General features: G+C 65.0%; 15 protein-coding genes and 1 pseudogene. 10 read left to right on the forward strand and 6 right to left on the reverse strand.

All coding sequences use genetic code 11. The features are described 5' to 3' along the window. Positions 1–60 precede the first annotated feature (60 nt). On the reverse strand, positions 61–1,689 hold the full coding sequence (locus tag D3876_RS02710) for an MFS transporter (protein WP_119759561.1): 1,629 nt from the start codon (positions 1,687–1,689) through the stop codon (positions 61–63). Between the two features lie 281 nt (positions 1,690–1,970). Between D3876_RS02710 and D3876_RS02715 the strand changes: the two genes are divergently transcribed. Next, a complete protein-coding gene (locus D3876_RS02715; protein ID WP_238475211.1) occupies positions 1,971–2,924 on the forward strand; it encodes an isoaspartyl peptidase/L-asparaginase family protein in 954 nt (317 codons plus the stop codon). Next, complete coding sequence (locus D3876_RS02720) at positions 2,924–3,772, forward strand: S1/P1 nuclease (RefSeq protein ID WP_119759563.1); 849 nt, start codon at positions 2,924–2,926, stop codon at positions 3,770–3,772. The genes D3876_RS02715 and D3876_RS02720 overlap by 1 nt, the downstream gene beginning before the upstream one ends. Here D3876_RS02720 and D3876_RS02725 read toward each other — a convergent pair. After that, positions 3,769–4,665 carry a prephenate dehydratase gene (locus D3876_RS02725; protein ID WP_119759564.1) on the reverse strand — a complete coding sequence of 299 codons (897 nt, stop codon included), beginning with the start codon at positions 4,663–4,665 and terminating at the stop codon, positions 3,769–3,771. The two genes, D3876_RS02720 and D3876_RS02725, sit on opposite strands and share 4 nt — an antisense overlap. A gap of 115 nt (positions 4,666–4,780) precedes the next feature. Here D3876_RS02725 and D3876_RS02730 point away from each other — a divergent pair, with 115 nt between their 5' ends. Beyond that, positions 4,781–5,389: a c-type cytochrome gene (locus D3876_RS02730; RefSeq protein WP_119759565.1), complete on the forward strand. Its 609-nt coding sequence runs from the start codon at positions 4,781–4,783 to the stop codon at positions 5,387–5,389. Then, positions 5,389–5,991: a GNAT family N-acetyltransferase gene (locus tag D3876_RS02735; RefSeq protein WP_119759566.1), complete on the forward strand. Its 603-nt coding sequence runs from the start codon at positions 5,389–5,391 to the stop codon at positions 5,989–5,991. Before D3876_RS02730 ends, D3876_RS02735 begins: the two co-directional genes overlap by 1 nt. Here D3876_RS02735 and D3876_RS02740 read toward each other — a convergent pair. Together D3876_RS02740 and D3876_RS02745 are read right to left on the reverse strand one after the other, a co-directional pair. Continuing rightward, positions 5,988–6,872, reverse strand: a complete 885-nt coding sequence (locus tag D3876_RS02740; protein ID WP_119759567.1) for an LOG family protein — start codon at positions 6,870–6,872, stop codon at positions 5,988–5,990. The two genes, D3876_RS02735 and D3876_RS02740, sit on opposite strands and share 4 nt — an antisense overlap. Positions 6,873–6,913: 41 nt before the next feature. Continuing rightward, the gene (locus D3876_RS02745) at positions 6,914–7,582 is read right to left on the reverse strand and encodes an extensin-like domain-containing protein (RefSeq protein WP_119759568.1); all 669 of its coding nucleotides are present in this window, start codon (positions 7,580–7,582) and stop codon (positions 6,914–6,916) included. 171 nt (positions 7,583–7,753) lie between these two features. Between D3876_RS02745 and D3876_RS02750 the strand changes: the two genes are divergently transcribed. From D3876_RS02750 to D3876_RS02775, 6 genes and pseudogenes are all read left to right on the forward strand, one after another. Next, the gene (locus D3876_RS02750; RefSeq protein WP_119759569.1) at positions 7,754–8,914 is read left to right on the forward strand and encodes a phosphoserine transaminase; all 1,161 of its coding nucleotides are present in this window, start codon (positions 7,754–7,756) and stop codon (positions 8,912–8,914) included. 125 nt (positions 8,915–9,039) lie between these two features. Beyond that, the gene (serA, locus tag D3876_RS02755; RefSeq protein ID WP_119759570.1) at positions 9,040–10,626 is read left to right on the forward strand and encodes a phosphoglycerate dehydrogenase; all 1,587 of its coding nucleotides are present in this window, start codon (positions 9,040–9,042) and stop codon (positions 10,624–10,626) included. Between the two features lie 184 nt (positions 10,627–10,810). After that, positions 10,811–11,062 (forward strand): annotated as a pseudogene (locus tag D3876_RS02760) (endonuclease domain-containing protein); the annotation flags it as partial. Further along, on the forward strand, positions 11,059–12,171 hold the full coding sequence (locus tag D3876_RS02765) for an ATP phosphoribosyltransferase regulatory subunit (protein ID WP_119759571.1): 1,113 nt from the start codon (positions 11,059–11,061) through the stop codon (positions 12,169–12,171). The pseudogene D3876_RS02760 and the gene D3876_RS02765, both read left to right, overlap by 4 nt. A gap of 63 nt (positions 12,172–12,234) precedes the next feature. Next, positions 12,235–13,524 carry an adenylosuccinate synthase gene (locus D3876_RS02770; protein WP_119759572.1) on the forward strand — a complete coding sequence of 430 codons (1,290 nt, stop codon included), beginning with the start codon at positions 12,235–12,237 and terminating at the stop codon, positions 13,522–13,524. 56 nt (positions 13,525–13,580) lie between these two features. Next, entirely contained in the window at positions 13,581–14,324 is a 744-nt protein-coding gene (locus tag D3876_RS02775; RefSeq protein ID WP_119759573.1) for a class I SAM-dependent methyltransferase, read from the forward strand. Between the two features lie 167 nt (positions 14,325–14,491). On the opposite strand, the gene D3876_RS02780 is transcribed toward D3876_RS02775, so the two are convergent. Both D3876_RS02780 and aroC read right to left on the reverse strand, forming a co-directional pair. Next, positions 14,492–14,737 (reverse strand): hypothetical protein, encoded by a 246-nt coding sequence (locus tag D3876_RS02780; RefSeq protein ID WP_147417565.1) that lies wholly within the window; start codon positions 14,735–14,737, stop codon positions 14,492–14,494. A 170-nt stretch (positions 14,738–14,907) separates the two neighbouring features. Then, on the reverse strand, positions 14,908–15,975 hold the full coding sequence (gene aroC, locus D3876_RS02785) for a chorismate synthase (protein ID WP_119759575.1): 1,068 nt from the start codon (positions 15,973–15,975) through the stop codon (positions 14,908–14,910).

The following is a 15,975-nucleotide window of genomic DNA, read 5'->3' on the forward strand; positions in this document are numbered from 1 at the left end:
AACTACTCTGCGGTTGGCTTGCGCGCCGGCTTATAGCGCCTGCGCGCGCGGCGATACAGGCTATTCGTCGAGCGAGCGCCGGAAGGTCTCGGGCAACAGCGCTAGCCCGATGACCACGGTAAGCGCGGCGATGATCACGGGATACCAGAGGCCGTAATAGATATCCCCCGTCGCCGCGACCATCGCGAAGGCCGTGGTAGGAAGAAAGCCCCCGAACCAGCCGTTACCGATATGATAGGGCAGCGACATCGAGGTGTAGCGGATGCGTGTCGGGAACAGCTCGACGAGCAAAGCCGCGATCGGGCCATAGACCATCGTCACATAGAGGACGAGGATAGTGAGGATCATCACGACCAGCGGCTTGTTGATGGCGTCCTTGTCGGCTCGGGCAGGATAGCCCGCACGGGTGAGTGCGCCGTCCAGCTCTTCACGGAAGCCGGCCGGATCGCCAGTATAGGCGATCGACTCCTCGCCGATCACGACCCTCGCCTCGCTGCCCGGCGCTGCGCTGTTGCCGTAGCTGACGCCTGCCTTGGCGAGCCATGACTTGGCGACGTCGCAACCCGAGCTTTCGAACCTGTTGCGGCCGATCGGGTCGAACTGGAAGGAACAGCGCGCCGGATCGGCGACGACGGTGACGGGGGCCGCGCTCTGCGCGGCGTGGAGCGCGGGATTGGCGGCCTTCGACAGCGCGTCGAACAGCGGGAAATAGGTGAGCGCCGCGAGCGCGCAGCCGATCATGATGATGGGCTTGCGCCCCACCCGGTCCGAAAGCCAGCCGAAGAAGACGAAAGCGGGGGTACCGAGCGCCAGCGCGATCGCGATCAGGATATTGGCGGTCGCGCCATCGACCTTCAGCGTCTTTTCGAGGAAGAACAGCGCATAGAACTGTCCCGCGTACCAGACCACCGCCTGCCCAGCGACCGCGCCGAACAGCGCGATCAGCACGATCCTGAGGTTGGACCAGCGCGCAAAGGCTTCGGTAAGCGGCGCGGTCGAACCCTTGCCCTCGGCCTTCATCGCCAGAAACACCGGGCTCTCCTCGAGTTGCATCCGGATCCATAGCGAAACGGCGAGCAGCAGCACCGAGATCAGGAAGGGAATTCGCCAGCCCCAATCGGCGAAGACCGCCTCTCCCAGCCAGGTGCGCGTGCCGATCACGACGAGCAGCGCCGCGAACAACCCCAGCGTCGCGGTGGTCTGGATGAAGCTGGTGAAAAGACCGCGCTTTCCGGGCGGTGCGTGTTCGGCGACATAGGTGGCCGCTCCGCCATATTCTCCGCCGAGCGCAAGTCCCTGAAGCAGCCGCAACAGCACGAGCATGACGGGCGCGGCGACGCCGATCGCGGAATAGCTGGGCAGGAGTCCGACGACGAAGGTCGAAAGCCCCATGATCCCCATGGTGACGAGGAAGGTGTTCTTGCGGCCCACCAGATCGCCGATCCGCCCGAAGACGAGCGCGCCGAACGGCCGCACCGCAAAGCCCGCGGCAAAGGCGGCGAGTGCGAAGATGAAGCCCGTGGTCTCGTTGACGCCCGAGAAGAACTGCGCCGAGATGATCGTGGCGAGCAGCCCGTAGAGATAGAAATCATACCATTCGAAAACGGTGCCAAGCGACGAGGCGAGGATCACCAGCCTTTCGCTCTGGCCACGCGGCTTCTCTTCCGCGGCCCCGATCGCCCCCGTCATCAGCGTCTCCCTTGCCGGTCATTTTTCTTGCCGTTGACCGACGACATAGCCGTTAAATTGCACGTGGCGATAGCGTGTTGAGGCAGTCCGCCATTCTGCTAGAGCCTTTCCCGACAAGGCGGAATTGCCTTGTCGGACAGGAAAGGCTCTCGATCCAATGTTTAGAGCACTTCCTGGCCGAAAAACCGGTTCCCACTTTTTCGGGAAGTGCTCTAGATGACGAGCATCACGAACGGGAGGTTCTCCCTATGCATTCCCTGTTTCTCCTCGGAGCCATCCTGATGACTTCCACCGTCGCCCAAGCCGCCCCTGCGCCCAAATGGACGCTCGTCATTCATGGGGGGGCGGGCGTGATCGAACGCGAACGCCTCACCCCACAGCACGACCGGGAAGTTCGCGCGGCGCTTGATCGTGCGCTCGAGGCGGGGTCGAAGGTGCTGTCGACCAATGGTTCGTCGCTCGACGCGGTGGAGGCGGCGGTCAAGGTGCTCGAGGACGATCCGCACTTCAATGCGGGCCGCGGCGCGGTCTTTACCTATGAGGGGCGCAACGAACTCGACGCCGCGATCATGGATGGCAGGACCCGCGCGGCAGGCGCCGTCGCGCGCACGACGCGCACGAGGAATCCGGTGAGCCTCTCGCGCGCAGTGATGGAGAAGAGCCCGCACGTCTTTCTGAGCGGCGAGGGCGCCGACCAGTTCTCGGTCGAGCAAGGGCTCGAACAGGTCGACCCGAGCTGGTTCGCTACCCCCGAGCGCAAGCGCCAGCTCGACGAGATGAAAGCGAAAAAGGTCGGCTGGTACGATGTCGACCTGAAATACGGCACGGTGGGAGCCGTCGCCATCGACGCGAACGGCCATGTCGCGGCCGCGACCTCAACCGGCGGCCTGACGGGCAAGCGCTGGGGCCGCATCGGTGATTCGCCGGTGATAGGCGCGGGCACCTATGCCGACGACCGCGCCTGCGCGATCTCGGGCACGGGTGCAGGCGAATATTTCATCCGCATCGGCGTTGCGCATGAGATTTGCGCGCGAATCCGGATGAAGGGCGAAACCCCCAAACAGGCCGCCGACGCGGTGATTGCCGAGCTTGGTGCGATCGGCGGCACCGGCGGCGTCATCGTGACGGGCCCCGGCGGCAGTGCCGACTGGTCATTCAACACCCCGGGCATGTACCGCGGCAAGGCGAACAGCGAGGGTGTGAAGAAGGTTGCGATCTACGGCGACGAGGGCTGATGCTGCGACATTTTTTTGCGGCGCTTGTCGGCGCGCTGATGCTCGTTCCCGCGCCCGCCAAGGCCTGGTGGGACTATGGCCATGAAACGGTGGCGGCGATCGCGTGGAAGCAGGTGACGCCGAAGACGCGCGCCGCGATCTCCGCGCTGCTCAGGCAGGGCCGGCTGCTCGAGACGCCCACCTGCCCCGTCAATACAATCGAACATGCGAGCTACTGGGCCGACTGCGTCAAGCCGCTGAACGACCGCTTCAGCTACGCCTATTCGTGGCACTATCAGAATGTCGATGTCTGCAAGCCCTTCGACCTGAAGGCGGCGTGCAAGGATGGCAACTGCGTCTCCGCCCAGATCGAGCGCAATGCAAAGCTGCTCGCCGACAAGACCGTGCCGGTTCGCGAGCGGCTGATGGCGCTCGCCTTTCTCGTCCATTTCACGGGCGATCTCCATATGCCGCTTCACGCCGGCGACCGCGGCGACCTTGGCGGCAACCGGGTCAAGGCAGGCTATGGCGACGCGGTGACCGAACGGATGAACCTGCACGGGATCTGGGACGGCTATCTCGCCGAGCGCGCAATCTCCACGCCGCCATCGATCGTCCGTGTCTATTCCGCGGAAGAGCGCGCGGCGATGGGTTCGGGTAGCGTCGAGGACTGGAGCCGCGAGAACTGGCAGGTCGCCCGCGAAACGGTCTATGCCAGCGCCTATGGCGGCGACCCATGCGGCCCTGTGCCCGGCGGGCGCGTGACGCTCGACAACACGACAATCGAAAAGCTGATCCGGCCGCTGCGCCTGCAGGTAGAGCGCGGCGGGATCAGGCTCGCGCGCATGCTTGACGAAGCGCTCGGCTAGGCGATCGTGCGCGGCTGCGCCTGGCGATAGGTGCCGAGCAGGCGCATCCATTTGGTGTGGAAGCGCAGTTCCTCAAGCGCGCGATCGATCGCGGCATCGCCCGGACCTCCCTCGATATCGGCGTAGAACTCGGTTGCCGCGAAGCTTGCGCCGCGCTGATAGCTTTCGAGCTTGGTCATGTTGACGCCGTTGGTCGCAAAGCCGCCCATCGCCTTGTAGAGCGCGGCGGGCACGTTCTTCACCTCAAAGATGAAGGTGGTCATCACCGGACCATTAGGCTCAGGAACCACGCCCTCGCGCGCCAGCACGACGAAGCGCGTGGTGTTATCGTCCGAATCCGCGAGTCCTTCGCTCAGCGTCTGAAGGCCATAGAGTGCGGCGGCGCGCGGCGGCGCAATCGCGGCGACCTTCGGGTCGCCCAGTTCCGCGACGAGTGCGGCTGCGCCCGCGGTATCGGCATAGCCGACCGAGGTGATGCCGCGCGCGCGCAACCATTTGCGGCACTGGCCGAGCGCCTGCGGATGGCTAGTCGCCTCGCGAATGCCCTCGATCGGACCCAGCGCCATCAGGCTGTAGTGGATCGGCAGAAAATGTTCGCCGACGATCACCAGCCCCGACTCGGGCAGCAGGAAATGGATGTCGGCGACCCGACCATGCAGCGAATTCTCGATGGGGATCATCGCGCGGTCGGCGCGCCCTTCCTTCACCGCGTCGATCGCGTCCTCGAAACTGAAGCAGGGCAGCGGCAGCGCGTCGGCAAAGGCCTGTTCGACCGCGATGTGCGAATTGGCGCCGGGAGCCCCCTGAAATGCGACCGCACGCGCGGGATCGGCGATGGCGGCTTCGGCCATCTGTTCGACAAGGCGGCGGGCGGGAGCGGGATAGTTTTCCATGGGCGCAGTGCGCTTAGGGACAATGACGACGATCGGCAAGGCGCGGCTTGCGGTCTGCGCAATGCCCCGATAAAGGGTGCCGCGATTTAATGCCCGGGTGAGCAGAGGGATTTCGATGGACGACCGGTTCAACACGATTGCGGGATGGGTTCTGGCGGCGGGTATCGTCGCGCTTGGCGGATCCATCGCAAGCGGGATGTATTTCAAGGGCCATGCGCCCGAGAAGCCCGGTTATGAAGTCGCGGACGCAACGCCCGCCGAAGGCGAGGGTGGCGGCGCGGCAGCGGTCGATATCGCCACGCTTCTCCCCACCGCCGACCCTGCCAAGGGCGCGGAAGTCTTCAAGAAGTGCACCGCCTGCCACACCATCAACCAGGGCGGCGCCCAGGGCATCGGCCCCAATCTTTGGGGTGCGCTCGGCAAACCGCACGGGCATGTCGCCGGCTTCGCCTATTCGGACGCGCTGAAGGGCGTTCCGGGCAACTGGGATTTCGCGGGCATGGACAAGTGGCTCGCAAGCCCCCGCAAATATGCGCCGGGCACCAAGATGACCTTCGCCGGCCTTTCAAAGCCCGAGGATCGGGCCAACCTGCTCGCCTATATGAACAGCCAGGGCTCGAACCTGCCGCTTCCCGCGGCCGGCGCAGCATCTGCCGCCGACACCGCGGCGGCGGGCAATGCCGCGGCCCCGGCCGAAAACGCAGCGGCCCCCGCCGCGCATTGATGTTGGCTGCGGGCGCCAGCGTCCGCACCGAGCTGTTGGCGGGTGATTCGCTCGCCCGCCGCCTTCCGGAGATCGGCGCGCTTCGAATCGCGGTCTTTCGCGACTTTCCCTATCTCTACGAAGGCGATCCGGCCTATGAGGCCGCGTATCTACGCCCTTATGCGACAAGCCCCGACGCGCTCGTAATGGGCGCATTCGACGGCGATCGGCTGGTCGGGGTCACCACCGCCGCGCCGATGGAAGATCATGCCGAGGATTTCGCCGCCCCCTTCGCGGCGCGCGGCATCGACATTTCAACCATCTATTATTTCGGAGAGTCGGTCCTGCTGCCTCAATATCGCGGGCAAGGCATCGGCCACGCGTTTTTCGACGCGCGCGAAGAACGCGGTCGCGCGCTCGGGCGCCGCCATGCCGCCTTTTGCGCGGTGACACGGCCCGCAGATCACCCCGCCCGGCCCGCGGACTATGCGCCGCTCGACACCTTCTGGACCAAACGCGGTTATGCCAGGGTCGATGGGCTCGTAGCAGGTTTCGCGTGGCGCGATATCGGCGACCCCGCCGAAACCGAGAAGCCGATGCAATTCTGGATGAAGGCGCTTTAGATCGCCAATCCCTCGCAGTCGGGCACCGAATAGAAATCGCGCACGATCGCCCATCCCTCCTCGGCGGTTTCAACGAAATGGAAGAGTTCCAGATCGCGCAGAGAGATCACGCCCTCGTCGACCAGCGCCTCGAAGTTGACAACGCGCTCCCAGAAATCGCGGCCAAAAAGCAGCACGGGCATCGGCTTGATCTTGCCCGTCTGGATCAGTGTCAGCAGCTCGAACATCTCGTCGAAGGTGCCGAAGCCGCCGGGGAATACCGCGACCGCGCGCGCACGCAGCAGGAAATGCATCTTCCTGAGCGCGAAATAGTGGAACTGGAAGCTGAGCGACGGCGTCACATATTCGTTGGGCGCCTGTTCGTGCGGCAGCACGATATTGAGCCCCACCGTGTCCGCGCCGACATCGGTCGCGCCGCGGTTGGCGGCCTCCATGATCGAGGGACCGCCGCCCGAGCAAACGACGAAATGACGCTTTCCGTCCATGTCGCGCGGGCATTCGCTCGCCAGTCGCGCGAGTTCGCGCGCGACGTCGTAATATTTGGACTTGGCGATCAGGCTTTCTGCGATCCTGCGGCTCTGCTCGTCGCTGGCGATTTCGAGCAGCGCCTCGGCCTTGGCGGGTTCAGGGATGCGCGCCGAGCCGTAGAAGACCATCATCGAACCGATCCGCGCCTCGTCGAGCAACAGTTCGGGCTTGAGCAGTTCAAGCTGGAAACGCACCGGACGCAGATCCTCGCGCAGCAGGAAATCGGTATCCTGAAAGGCGAGCTTGTAAGCGGGATGCTCGGTCTGCGGGGTGGACACGCCCTGCTTGGCGGTCTCTGCGTCCTGCCTGGCTTTCGCAAAGACGCGGCTTGGTACGATCGGTTCTGTAGTCATTGAGCGGGCTTTAGCGGTTTATCGTGAAAGCCCCAAGCCCTTCATCGGCAATAGGGACCACGCCCCATATCGAAATGCAGATGATCGTAATGCGCTCGGTTGTAGTCGGGACCGAGCACGGTCTGGAAGCGCTTGCATGCCGACTGATGAAGCGCGCGCAGGAAGGCGCGTTCGTCCGACGATCCATGCCAGCCGCTGGTCACGGTGACGCGCCTTCCGTCCGCCAGGATGAAGGCCGCGACGTCGACGGCGTTGGCAAAGGCGTGTTCCGACAGCCGGCCTGTCGAAGCACCGTTGACGTTGCGGCATGCATAGCTGCCCATCGTCTCGATCTTCACAAGCTCGCTTCCGAGGAATTTTCGCGCTGCGGGCATCGCAGCATAAAAGGCCCATTGCGCGAAGGTCCGCGCGAGCGGGCACTGCATCGCGCCCAGATTGGCCACTGGAACCCCGACATCGAGCAATTTGACCGAATCCATCGCCGAACAGCCGCCGCCGAAGTTGCGATCGGGCAGCGGGTCGTACTTCACTTCGGCCGCGCGCAGATCGGCCATGCACTGGCGCAATTCCCGCTCGCTGAGGCGTGGCGTTTCATAGATCGGCTCCTTTTCGGGGATTCGCGCGCGCTCGCTGCCTCCTCCGCAGCCGGCAAGCATCACCGACGCGATCAACGGGACCCAAAGGACGCGAAACCCCCGACGCACGAACATACGCCTTTTTCCCCGAAATCGGGGAAAATTGAAAGCCTGTACCGACAAGATACCGACGCTTTCTTGCGCGGCTTACCGACAATCCGGTTGACAGGCGCGCGCGCGCCTCTAGGAGCGGCGGCGGGCCACGCGGTCCCAACGCCGCGCGTGCTCTCTGCAAGGAGAGACTATATGACTGATACGTTACCCCGTCCGGGCACCAAACCTGCACGCCCGCACTTTTCTTCCGGCCCCTGCGCAAAGCCGCCGGGCTGGGCCCCCGAAAGACTCGCCACCGGATCGCTCGGCCGCTCGCACCGCTCCAAGCTGGGCAAGGCGCGCCTCGAGCACGCGATCAACCTCACGCGCGAAATCCTCGGTGTTCCCGACACGCACCGCATCGGCATTGTCCCCGCTTCGGACACCGGCGCGGTGGAGATGGTGCTGTGGTCGATGCTGGGCGCCCGCCCCGCGACGATGGTTGCGTGGGAGAGCTTCGGTGAGGGTTGGGTCACCGATGTCGTCAAGCAACTGAAGCTCGACGCGAAGGTGGTGAAGGCACCCTATGGCGAGCTTCCCGACATGGCCGCGCTCGATCAGGACAGCGACATTGTCTTCACCTGGAACGGCACGACTTCGGGCGTGCGCGTGCGCGATGGCGACTGGATCAGGGACGATCGCAAGGGCCTGACCATTGCCGATTCGACCTCGGCGGTGTTCGCGATGGACATGCCGTGGGACAAGCTCGATGTCGTCACCTTCTCGTGGCAGAAGGTGATGGGCGGCGAAGGCGCGCACGGCGTGCTGATCCTTGGCCCCCGCGCGGTCGAGCGGCTGGAAAGTTACACGCCGGCATGGCCGCTCCCCAAGATCTTCCGCATGACCAAGGGCGGCAAGCTGATCGAGGGGATCTTCAAGGGCGAGACGATCAACACGCCTTCGATGCTCGCGGTCGAGGATTATATCTTCGCGCTCGAATGGGCGAAGGAGATCGGCGGGCTCGATGCATTGAAGGCGCGCTCGCAAGCCAATGCGAAGGCGCTCGAAGCGATCGTCGAGAAGGCCGACTGGCTCGACCATCTCGCCGCCGATCCGGCGATCCGTTCGAACACCAGCGTCTGTCTCAAGTTCGCAGACCATGCGGTCGAAGGGCTTGATGACGAGGCGAAGCTGGCGCTCGTCAAAAAGATCGCGTCGCTGCTCGAGGCCGAGCACGCAGCATACGACATCGCGGGCTATCGCGACGCGCCTCCGGGGCTTCGTATCTGGTGCGGCGCGACCGTCGATACCAAGGATATCGAGGCGCTCGGCCCCTGGCTCGATTGGGCCTGGCAGCAGGCGCGCGCGGCTTAAATTGCACCGTCATTCCCGCGAAAGCGGGAATCCATGAACACCGAATTCAAGGTTTGACCGTCCAAGCCAGTGTTCCTGGATCCCCGCTTTCGCGGGGATGACGGCATAGGGACAAGGAAACACCAATGCCCAAAGTTCTCATCTCCGACAAAATGGATCCCAAGGCCGCCGAGATATTCCGCGCGCGCGGGGTCGAGGTCGACGAAATCACCGGCAAGACCAAGGAAGAACTGATCGCGATCATCGGCCAGTATGACGGCCTCGCGATCCGTTCGGCGACCAAGGTCGTCAAGGAAGTACTCGACGCCGCCACCAATTTGAAGGTCGTCGGCCGCGCCGGCATCGGCGTCGACAATGTCGATATCCCGGCCGCCTCGGCCAAGGGCGTCGTCGTGATGAACACGCCCTTCGGCAACTCGATTACCACCGCCGAGCATGCGATCGCGCTGATGTTCGCGCTCGCGCGCCAGCTTCCCGAGGCCGACACCTCGACCCAGGCGGGCAAGTGGGAAAAGAACCGCTTCATGGGCGTCGAGCTGACCAACAAGGTGCTCGGCCTGATCGGCGCGGGCAATATCGGCTCGATCGTCGCCGATCGCGCGCTGGGGCTCAAGATGAAGGTCGTGGCCTACGACCCCTTCCTCACCCCCGAACGCGCGGTGGAGATGGGGATCGAGAAGGTCGCGCTCGACGAGCTGCTCGCGCGCGCCGATTTCATCACGCTCCACACCCCGCTGACCGACCAGACGCGCAACATCCTCTCGGCCGAGAATCTGGCGAAGGCCAAGAAGGGCGTGCGCATTATCAACTGCGCGCGCGGCGGCCTGATCGACGAGGCCGCGCTCAAGGCGGCGCTCGATTCGGGCCATGTCGCGGGCGCGGCGCTCGACGTGTTCGTCGAGGAACCCGCCAAGGCGAGCCCGCTCTTCGGCACGCCCAACTTCATCTCGACCCCCCATCTCGGCGCTTCCACTTCGGAAGCGCAGGTCAATGTCGCGATCCAGGTCGCCGAGCAGATGGCGGACTATCTGGTCGCGGGCGGGATCACCAACGCGCTCAACGTCCCCTCGCTCTCGGCCGAAGAGGCGCCCAAACTGCGTCCGTACATGGCGCTTGCGGAAAAGCTCGGCGGACTTGTCGGTCAGCTCGAGAGCGATCATATCCGCGGAGTCTCGATCGAGACCGAGGGCGCGGCCGCAGAACTCAACGCCAAGCCGATCATCGCCGCGGTGCTCGCGGGGCTGATGCGCGTCTATTCGGACACTGTGAACATGGTCAACGCACCCTTCCTCGCGAAGGAGCGCGGGCTCGACGTGCGCGAGGTGCGCCATGACCGCGAGGCCGATTATCACACGCTGCTGCGCGTCACGATCAAGCTCGAGGACGGCAGCGAGCGTTCGGTCGCGGGCACGCTGTTCAGCAACTCCGAACCCCGCCTCGTCGAACTGTTCGGGATCAAGATGGAAGCCGATCTCGATGGCGAGATGCTCTATGTCGTCAATCAGGACGCGCCGGGTTTCATCGGCCGCATCGGTTCGACGCTGGGCGAAGCCGGCGTCAACATCGCAACCTTCCATCTCGGCCGCCGTTCGCATGGCCCGGGCGGCGAGGCGGCGCTGCTGCTCTCGGTCGACGGCCCCGTGCCCGAACCGGTGCTGTGGAACGTCTGCAACCTGCCGGGTGTCAACAAGGTCAAGGCGCTCAAGTTCTGATCGTGCTACTAGCCCTCTCCCCTCTGGGGAGAGGGTTGGGAGAGGGGCAGTGTCTAAGACAGACGAAATTCTGTTGGACCGCGCAAAGCACATGCGCTCCGACCCCACCCCCGCGGAACGGTAACTCTGGCTTCTTCTTCGAGCCAAACGCGTCGAAGGTTTCAAATTCTCGCGGCAAGTCGTAGTCGCGCCTTATATCGTCGACTTTGTTGCACGCCTGCAGGGATTGGCGATCGAAATTGATGGCGATACGCACGGCGAAACGGCTGAATATGATGAAAGACGCACCGCTTTTTTGGAAGCGAAAGGATATCGCGTGATCCGGTTCACTAACGGCGAGGTGATGAAGAACATAGAGGGTGTAGAGGTAGCCATCTTGGCTGCCCTGAACACGGCCGCTCTCCCCAGCCCTCTCCCCGGAGGGGAGAGGGAGTGACCATCCCTCCCGGCCTGCTTCCCGAAGGTTTCCGCGATCGGCTTCCACCCGAAGCCGAAGCGATTGCCCGCCTCGTCCGTCGCGTCCTCGATACCGCGGCGAGCCACGGCTATGAGCGCGTCTCACCGCCGCTTGCCGAGTTCGAGGCGGGGCTGGTCGGGCGCCTTAAATCGACGCGTGCGCAGGATCTTCTGCGTTTCGTCGATCCCGTGTCGCAGCGGACGATGGCGGTCCGCCCCGACATCACCGCACAGGTCGGCCGCATCGCAGCGACGCGCATGGCGCACCATCCGCGCCCCGTCCGTCTCGCCTATGGCGGGTCGGTGCTCAAGCTGAAGGCGACGCAGCTCCGTCCCGAGCGCGAGATGATGCAGGTCGGCGCAGAGCTGATCGGGCTCGACAGCGTCGCCGCCGCGCGCGAGATCGTCTCGGTCGCGATCGAGGCGTTGGGCCAGGCGGGCGTCAGCGGCATTACTCTCGATTTCACGCTGCCCAATCTGGTTGAAACGCTGGCGCAGGGGTCGCTCGCCACCGAGCCCGCGCGCATATCCGAGATTCGCGCCTTGCTCGATGCCAAGGATGCAGGCGGATTGGCTGCCGCAAAGGCTGAAGCCTTCCTGCCGCTGGTCGAGGCCGCGGGGCCTTTCGACGCGGCGGTCGCCCGGCTGCGCGGCTTTGCGGATGGGGCGCTGGTCTCGCGGCTCGACGCGCTGGAAGCGATCGCGGCTCCGCTCGACGCGGCGGTCGCGCTCACGCTCGATCCTACCGAACGTCACGGCTTCGAATATCAGAGCTGGTTCGGCTTCTCGCTCTTCGCCGAGGGCGTCAGCGGCGAAATCGGCCGCGGTGGCTCGTACACGATCGTCCATGAGGATGGCCGTGAGGAACCCGCCATCGGCTTTTCGATCTATTGCGATCCGCTCGTCGATGCCGGGCTGGCCCCGCACGAGCGGCAGCGTTTGTTCGTGCCCGTGGGGACGGATCCCGCGCTGGCTGCCAGAATGCGCGCTGAAGGTTGGGTCACGGTGGCTGCGCTGACCGATGACGATACGCCGGCGGCGCAGATCTGCTCGCATGTCCTGAAGGACGGAGCGCCGGTCCCCGCCTGAAGGTGGACCGAATCGACTTGGGCGACTAGGGGTCGCGCGTAACAATCCTGGAAGGTTGGAATCTTGGCGAACGTAGCAGTGATCGGCGCCCAATGGGGCGATGAGGGCAAGGGCAAGATCGTCGACTGGCTCGCCGAACGCGCCGACATGGTCGTGCGCTTCCAGGGCGGCCATAATGCCGGGCACACGCTCGTCATCGGCGAGAATGTCTACAAGCTCTCGCTGCTTCCCTCGGGCATCGTGCGCGGCACGCCGAGCGTGATCGGCAACGGCGTGGTGCTCGATCCCTGGGCCTTGAAGGCCGAGGTCGAAAAGCTCGCCGGTCAGGGCGTATCGATCAGCCCCGAAACGCTCCACATCGCCGACAATTGCGCGCTGATCCTGCCCTTTCACCGCGATCTCGACGCGCTGCGCGAGGACGCCTCGGGCGCCGGCAAGATCGGCACCACGCGCCGCGGCATCGGTCCGGCCTATGAGGACAAGGTCGGCCGCCGTGCGATCCGCGTCTGCGATCTGGCGCATCTGGGCGAACTCGGGCCGCAGATCGACCGTCTGACCGCGCATCACGACGCGCTGCGCGCTGGCTTTGGCGAGCCGCCGATCGACCGCGAGCGGCTGCTCGCCGATCTGCGCGAGATTGCCGACTTCGTTCTCCAGTTCGCCAAGCCCGTCTGGCTGATGCTCAACGACGCGCGCCGCGCGGGCAAGCGCATCCTGTTCGAAGGCGCGCAGGGCGTGCTGCTCGACATCGACCACGGCACTTATCCCTTCGTCACCTCGTCCAACACCATCGCGGGCACCGCTGCGGGCGGATCGGGCCTCGGCCCCGGCGCGGTCGGCTTCGTGCTCGGCATCGCCAAGGCCTACACCACGCGCGTCGGATCGGGCCCCTTTCCCACCGAGCTCGAGGACGAAATCGGTCAGCGTCTCGGCGAACGTGGACATGAATTCGGCACCGTTACCGGACGCAAGCGCCGGTGCGGCTGGTTCGATTCGGTGCTGGTGCGCCAGTCGGTCGCGGTGTCGGGCGTCACCGGAATCGCGCTCACCAAGCTCGACGTGCTCGACGGCTTCGAGACGGTGAAGATCTGCACCGGCTACAAGCTGCGCGGCGAAACGCTGCAGCACTATCCCGCCAACGCCGCCGATCAGGCCGCGATCGAACCGATCTACGAAGAGATCGAGGGCTGGTCCGAATCCACCGCGGGCGCGCGGAGCTGGGCGCAGCTTCCCGCGCAGGCAATCAAATATATTCGCCGTGTCGAGGAGCTCATCCAGTGCCCCGTGGCGCTGGTCTCGACGAGCCCCGAGCGTGAGGATACGATTCTGGTACGCGATCCGTTCGCCGATTGAGGCAAGATGATGGCTCGCCGCTTGTGTAGCGGTGCCTGACCGATCAAGATTCGCGCATGACCTCGCGCGAAGCAACGAGCCTGCTCCCCCGGTCGCATGGCGCGCAAGACACGCGCGTCACATCGATTTCCGACTGGGCGCACATACTCGCCTTTGGCGCGATCGGCTGGCCCTGGCTGCTCAGAAGCCTCTCGGGTGGCACAAGGGCGGACAAGAGAGCGCTGCTCGATCGCCTGAAGCTCCCTCGTGATGCGCTTCCCAATCTGGGGAGTTGGAAGGCCGATACCACGCTGCTCCACCTCATCGTCGATCATGTTGAGGCGCTGCGCCCCGAAACCGTCGTCGAGCTTGGCGCAGGTGCGACGACTTTGGTCACGGCGCGCGCGCTGGAGCTTCACGGCGGCGGCCGACTTACCAGCTTCGACCAGCATGCCGATTTTGTCGCCGCGACGCGCAACTGGCTTGCGGAGCATGGGCTGGAAGCCGACATGAGAAGCGCTGCGCTGGTCCCCGCGCCCGACGACTGGCCCAGCTATTGGTACGATGTCACCGCACTCCCCGAGCAGATCTGGATGCTCGTGATCGACGGGCCGCCCTGGACCATCCATCCCTATGTCCGCGGCGCGGCCGAATGCCTGTTTGACCGTATTCCGGTTGGCGGTGTCGTGCTGCTCGACGATGGGGCACGGCCCGGCGAACGCGTCGTGGGCGCGCGCTGGAAGAAGCGCTGGCCGAATTTCAGCTTCCGTGTTTCCAAGAAGGGCACCAAGGGGACGCTGATCGGTCAACGAAGGCGCTGACGCTTCCACTGCAACCGATCAGGCTAGACCTTGATCGTTTGAATAGAGCCTGATTCACGGCATCGGCGGAAGCACAAAGTACTTCCGCCTCAACCGATCAGGCTCTAAGGAAAAGGCGGCCGGCAAGGGGGGAGCCGACCGCCTTCCTTAAGCGCACATGATGTGCGTTATTCGGGCTTGTCAGCCTTCTTCTTTTCCTCGTGCTCGGCATGGTCCGCCGCGGGCTGCGAGGCTTCGGCCGACGTCGCGGGGCCGGTGGCGGCTTCGGGCGACCGCGCAGGCTCGGTTGCCGCCTCTGGCGCAGGCGCCGTGGGAGCGCTCTCGGCAGGCGCGGCCTGATCGGGTGCCGCCTGCGCCATCAGGGCGGTGGGCAGAGCAAGCAGCGTCATCGCCGCAATCATTTTCATACGCATTATATTCTCCGGAGGTTGTAACTGCACCCCGACAACCCCCGGCCTGCGCAATCGTTCGGAATCGCAAGCGCGGCTCGTCGCGCGATCGACACGCGCGATGGCCATCTTGAACGTACCGCGAGACGAATTGAACACGGCTGGCCGGCAAAACGGCCAGATCGCGCATCAAATCATCCGCATTGCGCGCGGTGGAGCAGCTTCTGGTCGGCGAGCACCAGCGCCATCATCGCCTCGACCACGGGCACGCCGCGGATGCCGACGCAAGGGTCGTGACGACCCTTGGTCATGATCTCGCTCGCCTCGCCCTCGCGCGTAACGGTCTCGACGGGAATCAGGATCGAACTGGTGGGCTTGAAGGCTATGCGCACGCGCACGGGCTGGCCGGTCGATATGCCGCCGGCTATCCCGCCAGCATGGTTGGCGAGGAACAGCGGCCCGTCATCGCCCGGTCGCATGGGATCGGCATTCTCCTCGCCGCGCAGCCGCGCCGCGCCGAAGCCGTCGCCGATCTCAACGCCCTTCACCGCGTTGATCGACATCATCGCGGCAGCGAGTTCGCTGTCGAGCTTGGCATAGAGCGGCGCGCCCCAGCCCGCGGGAACGCCCGTCGCCTCGCATTCGACCACTGCGCCGAGCGACGACCCCGCCTTGCGCGCGCCGTCGACCAGCGCCTCCCAGCGCTTCGCGGCTTCGGCGTCGGGGCAGAAAAAGGGATTGTTGCCGATTTCGTCGGCATTGAAATTGACGGGGTCGATCGCATCGCCGCCGATTTCGGAGACCCAGGCGGTGATCGCCACCTCGGCAATCGCCGCGCGCGCCACCGCGCCCGCCGCAACGCGCGCCGCGGTCTCGCGCGCCGAGCTGCGCCCGCCGCCGCGATAATCGCGGAAGCCGTATTTGGCGTCATAGGCATAGTCGGCATGGCCGGGGCGATAGGCCTTGGCGACCTCGGAATAGTCCTTCGAGCGCTGGTCGACATTCTCGATCATCAGGCTGATCGGCGTACCCGTCGTCTTCCCCTCGAACACGCCCGAGAGGATCCGGACCTGATCGGGCTCCTGCCGCTGCGTGGTGAAGCGCGAAGTCCCCGGACGACGCCTGTCGAGAAAGGGCTGAATGTCGCTTTCCGAGAGCGCCAGCCCCGGCGGGCACCCGTCGACGACCGCGCCCAATGCGGGCCCGTGGCTCTCCCCCCAGGTCGTGAAGCGGAAAACGCGTCCGAAGCTGTTGAAGCTCAT

The sequence above is a fragment of the Sphingomonas cavernae genome, from assembly GCF_003590775.1.
Lineage (GTDB): Bacteria > Pseudomonadota > Alphaproteobacteria > Sphingomonadales > Sphingomonadaceae > Sphingobium_A > Sphingobium_A cavernae.